This is a genomic window from Sphingobium sp. Cam5-1 (genome assembly GCF_015693305.1).
GTDB lineage: Bacteria > Pseudomonadota > Alphaproteobacteria > Sphingomonadales > Sphingomonadaceae > Sphingobium.
Genome location: NZ_CP065139.1, coordinates 824,019 through 836,877, shown reverse-complemented (window position 1 = coordinate 836,877; position 12,859 = coordinate 824,019). Strand labels below are relative to the sequence as shown.

The following is a 12,859-nucleotide window of genomic DNA, read 5'->3' as shown; positions in this document are numbered from 1 at the left end:
GCGCGAACATGCCCTTCATAGTCCGCCAGATCAGTCTCACCGCAGACGGCCGCGAGATCGTCCGCAGCGCGACGCTCGCCAAGCCGCAGCTCACCCTCGGCCGCGCCTCCACCAGCGACATCCACCTCCCCGACCTCGCGCTGGAACCCGATCACGCGCGGATCGAGCAGGTCGATGCGCGCATCCTCCGCGTGCGCGCCACCGGCACGCTGGGGTTCGATGTCGAAGGCCGCACCACCCAGTCGGCCGACATCGACACGACCAAGGGCGCGGAACTGCGCTTCGGCGGCCATCGCATCACCGTGGCCCAAGAAGACGGCGCGACCATCCTCTCCATCCGCCGCGTCGATGCCGTTTCCGAAGCGTCGGAGGAAAAGGAGGAGGCCCGCGTCTTCTCCCTCGCCCGCCTCGCCCCGCCCAAGCGCCTGACCGCATGGGGCCTTGTGCTGGCGATCCTCATCGGCTTCCTCGCGGTTCCCATCTACAGCTACGCCACCCGCCCCGCCGACGACACGCGCAACATCTACAGCGTGAAGGGCGACGGCGCCTGGTCCTCCGGCCCCCTGAGCCAGGCGCACCATGCCCTCGAAGGAAAGTGTGAAACCTGCCACCAAAAGGCGTTCGTGTCCGTCCGCGATTCCGCATGCCAGACTTGCCACAAGTCGGTCCACGACCACGCCCCCGCCGCCCGCATCGCCATGGCGCGCGCGGAGCCGGGCATTGGCGGCAAGTTCCTGAACCTCGTCGCGGCCACCTTCGGCAAGCCCCCCGAGGGCGCCTGCGTCGATTGCCATCGCGAACATGAAGGCGCTGGCCCCATGCAGCCCACGCCGCAGGCCTTCTGCACCGACTGCCACGGCAGCCTGAAGGATCGTCTCAAAGACACGAAGCTCGCCAACGCCAGCGACTTCGGCACCGCCCACCCGCAATTCTCGGCGCTCGTGCAATACAACCCCGGCAAGCACCCCAGCTTCACCCGCGCCAGCCTCGACACCAAACCGATGGACGACAGCGGCCTCAAATTCCCGCACGATCTCCACCTGTCAAAGACCGGCGGCGTCGCCCGGATGGCGCGCACGCTTGGCGCGCAATCGGGCTATGGCGACGCCCTCGCGTGCAAGGACTGCCACCGGCCCACCGCCGACGGCGTACGTTTCCTGCCCGTCGACATGGAACGCGACTGCCAGTCCTGCCACAGCCTCGCTTTCGAGACGATTGGCGGCACTGTCCGCACCCTGCGCCATGGTCAGCCCGATCAGGTGATCGCGGACCTTCGCGCCTACTACCGCTCCACCGCCCCCGCCCCCCCGCCGTCGCTCGGCGGCATGGCAAGACGCCGCCCCGGCGACTATGCGCAGGGCCGCGTCTATCACGCCTATTTCGGCGCGGCAGCCGCCCGCCCCTCCCGCGCCGACGACGCCATCCGCGCGGTCTTTTCCAAGGGCGGGGCCTGCTATGATTGCCACATCGTCACCGGGGGCGGGACAAGCTGGCAAGTCACCCCCGTCAACCAGCCGATGCGCTACATGATGAAGGGCTGGTTCGACCATAAGGCGCACAGCACGGAAAGTTGCGAAAGCTGCCACGCCGCGCCCAAAAGCCATGATGCGCGCCAATTGCTGCTGCCGGGCATAGACAGCTGCCGCACCTGCCATGGCGGTGAAAAGGCGAAGGCCGATGTGCCGTCCGGCTGCGCCATGTGCCACAGCTATCATGTCGGCGACGGCGCGCCATGGACGCCCGCTGATCGCGCGGTCAGACGGGATCAGGCGGACAGGCCACGGCGCGCCGGCCGCGACGGGTAAGGGGGAGCTAAAGACCATGCTGATTGCCCAGATCACCGACATTCATCTCGGCTTCGACTCCGGCAATCCGGCAGAGCTTAACCGCCAACGGCTCGATCAGGTGCTGCGCGCTCTGATTGATGGCCCCAACCGCCCTGACCTGCTGCTCGCGACCGGCGATCTGACCGAGCGGGGCGACCCCGAAAGCTACCGCGCCCTCGCGGAAGCCTTTGCGCAATGCCCCTTTCCGGTCTGGCCCGCCATGGGCAATCATGATGATCGCGCCAATTTTGCGCGGCATTTCCCCCACATCCCGCAGCAGGACGGCTTCGTCCACTACGCCATCCCGCTGGAAAACCGCCGCATCCTCATCCTCGACACGCTGGAGTCCGGCCGCCACGGCGGCGCCTTCTGCGAAGCGCGCGCCGCATGGCTCGGGGCCCGGCTCGATGAAGACCCGGACACGCCCACCCTCATCGTCCTGCATCATCCCCCGGTCGAAGCCGGGATCGAATGGATGAACACCCACCCGGACGAGCCCTGGGTCCAGCGCTTCGCCGACACAATCGCAAACCGCCCCAACATCGCCGCGCTGCTCTGCGGTCACCTCCACCGTACCATCACGGCGCCGTGGCAGGGCACGACCGTCGCCATCTGCTCCTCAACCGCCCCGCAACTGGCGCTGGACCTGCGGCCAATGGATCCGGACGCCCCGGACAACCGGCCGATGATCATCGCCGACGCGCCCGCCTATGCGCTCCACCGCTGGACGGAGCATGGTCTTGTCACGCATTTCGAAACGGCGGGCGATCACGCGACGCTGGCGAAGTTCGATGCAGGCATGCAGCCGTTGGTGCGGATGTTGATGGCGGAGCGGCCGGATTGAGTGCTCTCTCCTTCAGGGATTAAACATCAGAACCTATGATGGCTGTTAAGCGCTAGGTTGGCTGGCCTGCTGCCATCCATTCATGCATGGCCAAAACTAATTCTGCTGTTGGATATTCCCTGATGTCTTCTTCTGAGGAGCCGGCCGCAAGTTCCCGTTCCCAATACCATTCTTGGAATGCCAAATACTTTCCTTGGATAAGCGCGGCTCCCACTGACGCCGCACCTGCTTGCGCTATCAACCAGCTTCGCACTTTACGGACAGCTTTTTCAAAACTGCCGTCGTGGGACTGGATGTCCCACCCAGAAATATCAGATAAAGACTTCTGATAATCAAAACGGGTGTGTTCCAGGATTAGTATCTGCTTTTCGTTCAGGGGAGAACTGCCATATCTTTTACATGCATGATCGAGTCCAAGTTCAAATGGCATGTTCATTCGAGCAAACTCGCCAACTGATATGGACTTGCAACGGCTCAAATCATGAATGGCGTATTTGGAACCTTGAATGAGATCTATAATGCGATCCAGCCGGGCCACTCCGTTGTCGGCGTTCTCTGGCGCGAAACGAGGGTAAAATCCCAAAAAAACGACGCAGAACGCCACAGCCTGAAGAATAGGCGCAAACTCTTCGTCAAAAGGGCAGTTGATAAAGACCGAACGGTCAAATGGTGGAGCGTCCAAGTTTAACCTTTGGGAGGATGGTGATCATTACCATAGGAATTGCGCTCTCTAATACGCCCATCGCGCCCATGGATATAAAGTTCTGTCTTTTGATTTTGAGCAATCTTCGTGGCAACCCTGACAGCGTCTGCCTGAGTCGCATGAGTGCTGGTCGCCTTCGTAGAACCCGCCTTCTTGACGCTCCACCCAGTGCCACTAGGCACGACATGCTGACCCTTCTTAGACATCGATTGAAATCCTCCAGAACCCTTAAATAGCTCGTTCGCGGCCACTGAACCAGAGGGGAGATTGTATCATTGTGATTTGTGCAAGCTCATTTGAAGCTAGCACCCCTCACCGCAACAAGGGCGGCCGCCAGCTCTTCATGTCCACATCATCGCTGACCTTGTAGGGCACGCCCTTCGACGTCAGGAACAAGCGCTCCATCTCGGGCCGGGTGAAGGGTCGCGATCCGAGGCGTCCGAACACCGCGATCTGCCCGCCCGTCTCGTCCACCGCCCGGTCCCGGTCCAGCCCCTTGGACAGCGCCACCGCAGGCGTGGGCGTACGTGCCCAGGCGATCAGTTCGGGCTTGGGCGCGGGGGAGAAGCCGTAGAAATTGGGCTGGCTCGCCGGGCTGGTCAGCTGGATGACCTTCATGCCGTTCCGGCCGTCCGCGACATAGGCGAAGAGGGAGGCGTTGGTGGTGCCGACGATCACATCCTCCACGTCCGTCATCTTTCCGCCGAACGTCTCCTTGGCATAGAGGCTGGGCTTCAAGGGATTGGTGATGTTGATGATTGCCAAGCCCTCAGCCTTCGCCGCGACATAGGCATAGGTGCGCGCCAGATAGATGCGGCGCGCGTCCTTTAGCGGCACGGTCGCGGTCGGCAGCGCCACCGGATCGGTGAGCTTCGTCACATCGAACAGCTTCAGCCCTTCAGCGTCGGTGACCCAGAGGTAGCGGAACTGGATCGCGCTTGCCCGCGCATCCTTCAGCGGGCGGACGGCGGCAAGGCGCGGATGCCGCGGGTCGGTGAGGTCCACCACCACCAGGCCCACATCGGCGGTAATATAGGCGATTTGCCCGGCAAGCTGGATATGGCGCGCCCCGTTCAACACACCGTCCGGGTTCCAGGTGACGGCGCGTTTCAGGAAATTGTTGCGGAACTCGCCGTCGGCCATGGTCTCGATATTGACCATGATGAGGCCCTCGACGCTGTCCGTCACCGCCGCATAGCTGTAGATCGGCAGGAATGGCTGTTCCTGGTTGATCTCGCGCAGTTCCTTGGTGCTGCGCAGCGGGTTGATCGGCTGATTGGTCGGCAGCGCCATGCAGGTCGCATTTTTTGACGCTACGCCGGTGTTGTGGCCGAGCTTCGAGAAAGGCCCGCTGACGATGGCTTCCGAAAAGCCCTTGTTGGCGATCGACGCCACGTCATAGACGCGGAAGCCGCCCTTGCCTTCGGCCACATACATATATTCGCCGCGCAGTTGCAGGCAGCCGACGCGATCGGCGGTGCCCTTTACGACATTGCGGAATTCCTCGATCGGATGCGTCTCGCCCGACGCCTTCTTGTCGAAGGTACGCCCGCGCACCCAGTTCTTCAGCTCGCGGCCATTCTGCTCGACATGCAGCTTCCAATAGTCGGGATAGGCATATTTTTGCAGGTAGCTGCCGATCACGGCCTGCGGTTCGTCCCATTCGGTGACGCGGATCGCTTCGAACCCGCCTTCAAGCCCGGTCCAGGCATTGAGGCCGACGAAGTTCACGAAGTTCGTGCCGAGCAACATCAGCTGCGACATGATCGCATTGTTATCGTCCTTGGCCGACAGGTGGCAGTCGGAGCAGGTCTTCGTCTCGGTCTTTCGCACCGTATGCGGGAAATGCGGCGCAAAGGCTTGGCTTGAAAAGCCGATGCCCGAAATCGGCGGCTGTTGGATATAGATGCGCTCGCGGTTGATGTTGGTGGATGACAGCACCAGCGCGGACGTCGATCTGACCGGGGCCGTCTCATTCCCCTTGGTCGTCATGTGCTTGCCGAGCTGGAACATCTCATCGCGCGCGACCTGCGGGTTGTAGGTCGCGAAGTTGCGCGTCTCCTCCCCGTCATAATGGTGCAGCGAGGTTTTCCAGTTCGCCTCGATCGGCAGGTGGCAGCCGCCGCAGCTTGTCGTCCAGCTAAGGTGACAGGTGAAGCAGGCCATGGAGTCATCGCCATGCGCCCGGTCTGCCTTAGCCACGCCGGGACCAAAGGCGAAGCTGCCATCCTCCGCACCCGACTTGCTCATCAGCTTGGCGCGCGCGGCCTTGGCATTGAAATGCGGGTTGGCGGGATCGACGCTGTCCTTGACGAGCGACACTTCCCATTCGAGATTGGGGTCCACGATCGACCGCTGGATCAGCTTGCGCCGCCCGCTCGCGTCATAGAACCATTCGAACCGCCGCTTTCCGTCCGGATTCCGCAGCAGGGCGAGGCTATTGCCTTTCGGCGGCGCGGCCGGTCCCGACGTCAGCAGCGTCGGATAGGCATCAGCCGTACCATGGCAGTCCTTGCACCCGATCTCGATGGCATTCGCCACCTCGCCATAGATGAAGCCGTTGCCATGGCTGTCCTGCGCAAAATGACAGTCGGCGCATTGCAGGCCCTTTTCGGCGTGGATGTCCATCAGGTGGACGGACTTGCCCGGATTGGTGCCGGGCTGGACGAATTTACCCTCACCTTTCTTGCGCCATTTCTCCGGATCGTCGTTCGACACGACTTTGCCGTCTGCGTCGAGCAGATTGCCCTCGCGGTCGCGCTTGAAGACGCCGCGGAAGTTCCAGCCATGGCCGTGATAGTCGGCGAACTGCGTGTCCTTCGCCTTGTCGTTCAGATCATAGACGTTGCGCAGGAAGTCGAGGTCGGACCATTTGCCCTTCGGCGCTGCCCCTTCGGGATTGCGTTCCAGCGTCTTGTGCACCTCGGCCGCGTCGGGATATTTTTGCTTCTCCGGCCACATTAGCGGGGCGTCGGACTCATAGTCCCACATGGTGTAGCCGAGATAGCTGTTCAGGAAGATATTGGGCTGGTGCATGTGGCAATTCATGCACTGCGCGGTGGGGATCGCGCGGGTAAAGGCGTGGCGGATCGGATGCCCGCTTTCCTTGACCGCGCCGATGGGATGGTCGGGCGTGTCGTCATGGGCACCCTTCAGTGCGCCATGTTCCATCTTGTTCGCGATGGTCGGGTCCACCGTGGCCGTCTGCCCGTCGCGCCCATATGGCGCATAGGTCAGGCTGTGGCGCGGCTCGCGGTCATTGGCATAGACGACATGGCACCCAGAACAGCCCGAATGGCGATAGTCGCCCGGCTGATCATTTGTCCCCATGAACCACATATAGGGGTCGTTGAGGCGGGTCTTGTGCAGGTTCAGCACCGGGATCGCGACGCGCAGGCCGGTGCCGGGGCCACGGCTCGATTGCTTGAGGTCGGGCCGCCCCGGCTCCTCCAGTCGCTGGATCGACCCGGTGGGATTGGGCAGGCCGATCTCCGGAAATTGCGTCGCGATATTGCGGCCGCCGCGCTCGAACACGCGGAACACGTCGCCCGGCGGCGTCACCTGCCAGTTGGGTAGCGGATAGAGTTCGGCCAGCGCGCCGCGCGCCTTCTGTTCCGCCGTCAGCGTGCCGGGAGGCGATCCGGGCGACACGATCTTCGCGGGCTTGCCGTCCTTGGTATAAGCCTCGCCGAAGATGTAATTTTTATACGGCACGATCCCGTTATTATAGGCCGCACCGCCCCACAGCATCGCGCCCGACGCCATCAGCGACCGCTCCGCCGCCTCGATCGTCTGCATGTGGCACGACCCGCAAGCCTCCCGCGCCACGCGATAGTCGCTGGGGTTGACGAAGCGCACAAATTCGGGCGCTTCGCGGTTGAGCAGGGCGTAAGTTCGCTTCGGGTTCGCCGAGGACGGATAATGCCAGCTTCCCGGATAGCGGGGCAGGACATGCGCCTTGTCCCGCGCGGCGACATAGGCCGGATCGTCGAACCCATGGGCAGGATCGCCCCGCACGGTCGCGTCGCCGCCATGGCAATCGACGCAGCCCAGCATCACCGCTGGCGTCGCATGCATCGACGGCTCGTCGGTTTTGGTGTGGCAGCTGTAGCAGCCATCCGACTTAACCGCGACCTGTTCCGCCGTCTGGCTCATCGGCGCGGGCGGCGTGACCGCATAAACACGCGCGACCGGCTTCTCGGCATCCGAAGCATGCAGGATCACCACCGGCACCGTCAAAGCGGCGAGCATCAGCAAGAAGAAGGCGAAGAAAGGCCGCATCAATAACTCAGGATCAAATTGCCGAGCACCGAATAGTAATTCCGGTTACGCTCGCTATTGGTAAAAAGGTCGCGAAATCCCGCGCCCGGCAGCAATGTCGCGCCCGACAGGCGAAACACGATATTCTGCGTCGCCTTTGGCCGCCAGATCGCCGCCGTGGACAGGTCCCACCCGATCGACTTCGGAATGCTTCCCTCGTTCCGCAGCGCCTGCAAGGTAGCGGTGTTCTCAAACCACAGATGATTGGCATTGGCCGAAACCCGCAACTCCGGCAGCAGATCAAAATCCGCCCCCGCGCCCAGCAGCATCGTGCCCGGATTGTTGAAGTTCGACTGCCCTTGCTCCTTCGACGACCGCAGCGAGTTCAGGATGCCGTTGCGCCCATTGACGCCGATGGCCCGCCCGCCGCCCGCGAAGGGTATGGTTTGCCTGATCCAGTAACTTGTGTCGGCGCCTGCAAAGATCGGGTTCTCGAAAATCGCATCGAACCCATTTTCGCGATTGTCATAGGGGTCGCCGTCGCCGCTCGCATACAGCCCCGATAGCCGGAACCGCATCCAGTCCTTGTCGATGCTCGCCTCGGCCGCTGCAAAGAACGCCCTGATCTGCGCAGGCTGCGACGTGAAGAAGCTGTTCCGATCCTCGCCCAGCGCCCCGTAAACCGAAGCCGTCAGATTGATCCGCCCGACCCGCCCATCGGCATTATAGCCGAGATAAACGACATCATAATCCCGCCCACGCAGGTCGCCGAGCAGTGCGGGCCGCACCGGAAAGCCATTATCGTCAACCTCGATCCGCCCCGCCTCGCGGTTCATGTTGTAAACGGCGGTGATCTGGCTGGTGAGGCCGGGAATCAGAAAATCCTGCCGATAAAGGTTGGCCAGAAACACCCAATCCCGCCGCGGCGTCTGCACCACCGAATTCAGGCCCGAATTGGTATCCTTCTCCAACCGCCAGAAGGCGGCAAGGTTGAACTGGAACCGGTTATTGTCCCGATTGCCGAACAGCCGGATGCCCAACTGCTGGTCATTGAACAGGAAGCCGCGAAAGTCCGACTGGAACGGCTGAATACCCACACGGATCGACCGGAAGTCATAGCGGTCCGATGTATTCGCCAGATGATAGTCGACGAACAGCTCCTGCACGCCCAGAAAATGGTCGGTGCGATGCGAGGGCTTGGACGGCTCGACGAACAGCACGCGCCGTTCGGGCACGTTCACATGATTGATGTTGTAAGCGAGCGTCAGCCGATACTCGATCTCCGGCGGTTTGAACGCGGTCGATCCCTTGATCAACGCCACGCCACCGATGAAGGTCTGGCTCAGCACATAGCTGGCGTCCTTGCCGAACACATCGATGCTACCGGGCCGTTCGGTCGTCTGCACGCCCACGGGAATGGGAAAGGTGCGCGGCTCGATCACCGTGTCGCTCACCGCATTGGCGACGAAGAACCAATCCTCGCCCTTGATCGGCAGCCACTTCACCTTCTCGCGGTTGATCGGCCGGTCACCCTTTAGCGTATTCTGCCCATAGGGGTCGAACCAGCGTTCCTTGACCACGCCCAGCGATTCAATCAGCCGCCAGCGATCCGGGATCGGCACCTGATCCACCGGAAAGGCTTCAGGCGGCGGCGCGCGTACGGCCCCCGGATTATCCTGCGTCACCGCGTCCGGCAGCGGCGCTTCATAACCCGGCCGCCGCCGTCCCTCGATCGACTGATCGTCCGCCCCCACCTCGGGCGCGTTCAATATCTCTTCCCAATTGTCGGGCGGAGGAGGAGGCACAGGCTCGCCCGGCTGCGCCAGCGCAAGGAGCGGCAGGAAGGCGGCAAGCCCCATGCTCAAAGCCCCCTGCAAACATTTTGAGAAGAGGTGTCAAGAAATGGCGCAATAGGACACTGGACATAGCGCAACGGCACGGTCCTACTCCCCAGATCCACGACAATCTGATCCGCCCGGATCGCGGCGGGCGCATTGCCGATGCCGCCGCCGCGCTGGCCGCCCTCATGCGCGCCCAGGAAGCTGATCATGTCATCCTGATCGATGCCATCGCCGGACACACCGATCGCGCCCACCAGCACGCCGCCCCGATAAATGGGCACGGAGCCGGGAAAGATCTGAATGCCATTCTGCACCCGATTGCCCGCGCCCACGCCCGTCACCGCCGAACAACGCTGCGGAGTGTCGGTCGCGCTCGCCCCCGTCACAAAGGCCAGATGCGCGGCAAGATCGCCCACCACCAAGGCCGATTGCAGCCCGGTCGAGAAAGGATTGAACTGCGTGATCGGCCGCGAGAAAGGCCCATTGGGCCGCCCCACTTCGCCATCGGGAAAATAAGGCCGCGACAGCAGACCATTCGCCCGATCGGTAAAGGCATGCGTGCCCGTCAGCGCCGCCGGATCATTGAGGAAGGTCCGCGCCTTCCCCACGAACGCCGCCACATCCGCGCTGCTGCTCGCCAGCAGGTCCTGCCCCGCATGAGCGCCGGAGAAGAACGCCGCCGTCCGCGCCTTCTGCAAACTGACATCGGTGCCAAAGATCGGCGCATCGGGCGACCGCACGATCCCCAGCGCCGCGCCGCGCGTATCCACAACGCTGATCGTCACCTGCGCCCGGCTGTCCAGCGGCTGCCTGATCTGCGCCCGCGCCCGGCTCATGATGGTGAAGGCTTCCTCCAGCACCGCCGTCACCTCTGCGGCGGTCAGCGGCTGCGCCACATCCCCGGCATCGGTCGCCGCCCGGATCGGAAAGCGATTATTCCCCGACCCGTCCGTCAGCACAAAGGCGTCACGATTGGAAAATTCCGCCACCCGCGAAGCGCGCACGCCCGAAAGCTCGCTGCCATAGGCGACCCCCGCCAGCACCATCGGCGCCGGTTGGCCATAATAGCCGCGCACCGCGACCAGCGACCCGGCGCTGCCATTGATCGCCGCAAAGCTCGCCCCGCCGCTGGCGATCAGGCCCGAATAGGCCGCGTCCGAATAGCGCAGCGACGTGCCGTCCACGAAAATGCGGTTGGCACGGATGCTATCCGGCGCCTCAAACCCCAGCGTCCCGGCCAGCGCGATATATTCTTCCGGATCATTGTCCGTGTCGGTGACATCAGGGTCCGATCCATAGACCCCATCCGCCATCACCCCAACGCCGCCGACAACGACGCCATTCTTGTAAAGCGGAAAGCCCCCCGGATCGGCCGCCAACCCCAGCGGCGACCGCTTCGGCCCGATCATCGCTTGTGAACCCGACGACACATAGCGCGCCGACAGGTCCGAACAGGGCAACTGGCTGAACTGCACCCCGAACAGCGGCCCGCTCTCCAGCCCCACCGTCCCCGGAGCGGGCGGGAAATGTTCCTGCACGATCATGCTCGCCGTGCGCGTCGAAAAGGCATTGCCCCCACTCGACAGATAGGCCCCGGTAATCGCCTTGGAAATCGCGCCCGCCTCAGCCGGGACGGTCAGATTCTGTGCGTCTATATTCTGCCCGTTGGGCGCGGCGCTGGTCGTGGCCGTCGCCCGCGCCCCGTTCATCCGAAACACCGCCAGCACATTGCCTACGCGATCCGTAACAGCAATCACCGCTGGCAGACTGCGCGCCTGCGCCTCGGCCGCCGCATGGGCGACGACGCTCTCAACATCGGCGACGGTCAGCGCCTCCTGCGCCGGATCGGCATAGAGGCGCGTCGGCGTGGGTGTCGGGGTCGGGGTGGGCGACCCGCCGCTTCCGCCACTGCTGCCGCCGCCACCGCCGCAAGACGCCAGCATCAACGCCGACAGCGCCGCGAACGCGCTCAATCTGTGCCGCAATCCGCTCACCGCAATGCTCCAATACTGCGCGCCGCGCTGCCCAGCGCCGACCGGAATGCTGCGGGCTGATAACTGTTGGGTTCCTTGACCGCTGCATAGGCGCGGTTGATGTCCGCCCTTATGCCTGCCGCTGCGCCCATGGTCACGCGGCCCGACTTCACCATGCTGTTGAGCAAGGTGTCGACCGCCATTACCGCCTGTACCGACCCTTCATAATCGGTGAAGCGCGGGCTGATCGCTCCGCCCGCTATCTCGCTGACGATGGCAAACGCCATGTCGCCACTCGTCTTTGCCCCCGCAAAGCCATTGGCCAGCGCGCCTGCGCTCGCCGCCAGCTTGCCAGCCGCCGCGACTGCCAAACCCCGGTCCCGCGCGATGGCGGCATGGAAAGCCTTGCTATCCGCATCGAACCGCGCTGCGGCACCCGGCGCAATCACCTTGGCCGCTGCCGACAGCATGATCATATTCTCGTCATTGAAAGGCGGCATGCCCGCCGGGATCGGCCGTCCGGGGTTCGCTTCCCATGTCTTGCTGCGCTCCGCCTGGTCATAAATGCGCCGATGGCAGCTCTGGCAATCGAAGAAGTAAAATTCGGGAAAAGCCCCTTCCGTCCCCTTCGCGCTGGCATAGAGGCTCAGCGCCCGCTCCACCGCCATCGCCTGACCCACGGCCCACAGCTTCAGGCTGTCCGTCCGCCCCTTGCGCCGTGCATAGTCGGCATCCTCGTCATGATGCGCCTGCATGGAAGAGAAGAGGTCGATTTCAAACGAGACACGCGGATGGCCAGCCGCCATCATGCGGTGATCGACAAACTGGCCCGGCCGGTCGCTGCCGAAATGGCAATCGAGGCAGACAGCGGCCCGCGCCTGCGGCCGGTCGAGCGGGATCATCCCCGCCGCGACGTTCGACGCATGGCTCGCCCCGACGGCATAGTGCGACGCGATCCAGCCCCCCGCCGCGCCGTGGCACGCTTCGCACCCGACACCATCGCTCGCCAGCACCCGTGTGCCCGCCGCCGGAGTCGAATGGCACCCTAGGCAAGCAGGCGCCGCCGTCGCATCGCCCAGCCCCAGTGTCGCCGCGATCTGCCGACCGCGCGTGCCGGACAGCACGGCAAAAGCCCGGCTATGCGCACCACCGGGGGTCGAAGGCTCCTGCCATCGCATCAGCTCATCCTGGCGCACGACCTTGCCGTCGCCTTCCATCCGCCCGTGACAGGTAGAACCCGCGCAGGAGGCAACGCCGGTAAAGCCGCGCGTCACCGGCGCCGCGTCAGCCGCCGCCCGGCCGCCGCCCGGCAAGGCGCACAGCAGCAGAACGAGCAGCATCGCCGCGCCCAGCACCACCATGCCAGCCGCCCGCCTGCTCACTCCGTAGCTTCTGAAGCCCCCCATCATACG

At 63.7% G+C, this 12,859-nt stretch carries 8 protein-coding genes; 2 read left to right on the top strand and 6 right to left on the bottom strand.

Annotation, left to right across the window (positions count from 1 at the left end; all coding sequences use genetic code 11):
• The first annotated feature begins 8 nt into the window (after positions 1-8).
• Positions 9-1,805, top strand: a complete 1,797-nt coding sequence (locus tag IZV00_RS17740) for a cytochrome c3 family protein (RefSeq protein WP_196226928.1) — start codon at positions 9-11, stop codon at positions 1,803-1,805.
• A 16-nt stretch (positions 1,806-1,821) separates the two neighbouring features.
• Positions 1,822-2,670 carry a metallophosphoesterase gene (locus tag IZV00_RS17735; protein WP_196226927.1) on the top strand — a complete coding sequence of 283 codons (849 nt, stop codon included), beginning with the start codon at positions 1,822-1,824 and terminating at the stop codon, positions 2,668-2,670.
• 52 nt (positions 2,671-2,722) lie between these two features.
• Here IZV00_RS17735 and IZV00_RS21265 read toward each other — a convergent pair whose 3' ends face one another.
• From IZV00_RS21265 to IZV00_RS17705, 6 genes are all read right to left on the bottom strand, one after another.
• Positions 2,723-3,352 (bottom strand): hypothetical protein, encoded by a 630-nt coding sequence (locus tag IZV00_RS21265; RefSeq protein WP_230463409.1) that lies wholly within the window; start codon positions 3,350-3,352, stop codon positions 2,723-2,725.
• A 2-nt stretch (positions 3,353-3,354) separates the two neighbouring features.
• Entirely contained in the window at positions 3,355-3,579 is a 225-nt protein-coding gene (locus IZV00_RS17725) for a DUF2188 domain-containing protein (protein ID WP_196226926.1), read from the bottom strand.
• A 106-nt stretch (positions 3,580-3,685) separates the two neighbouring features.
• The gene (locus tag IZV00_RS17720) at positions 3,686-7,654 is read right to left on the bottom strand and encodes an LVIVD repeat-containing protein (protein WP_196226925.1); all 3,969 of its coding nucleotides are present in this window, start codon (positions 7,652-7,654) and stop codon (positions 3,686-3,688) included.
• Positions 7,654-9,492, bottom strand: coding sequence for a hypothetical protein (locus IZV00_RS17715; RefSeq protein WP_196227510.1), 1,839 nt, complete (start codon positions 9,490-9,492; stop codon positions 7,654-7,656). The genes IZV00_RS17720 and IZV00_RS17715 overlap by 1 nt, the downstream gene beginning before the upstream one ends.
• A 2-nt stretch (positions 9,493-9,494) precedes the next feature.
• Complete coding sequence (locus tag IZV00_RS17710; protein ID WP_196227509.1) at positions 9,495-11,417, bottom strand: heme-binding protein; 1,923 nt, start codon at positions 11,415-11,417, stop codon at positions 9,495-9,497.
• A gap of 47 nt (positions 11,418-11,464) precedes the next feature.
• Positions 11,465-12,787: a multiheme c-type cytochrome gene (locus IZV00_RS17705; RefSeq protein ID WP_443020087.1), complete on the bottom strand. Its 1,323-nt coding sequence runs from the start codon at positions 12,785-12,787 to the stop codon at positions 11,465-11,467.
• Between the last annotated feature and the right edge of the window lie 72 nt (positions 12,788-12,859).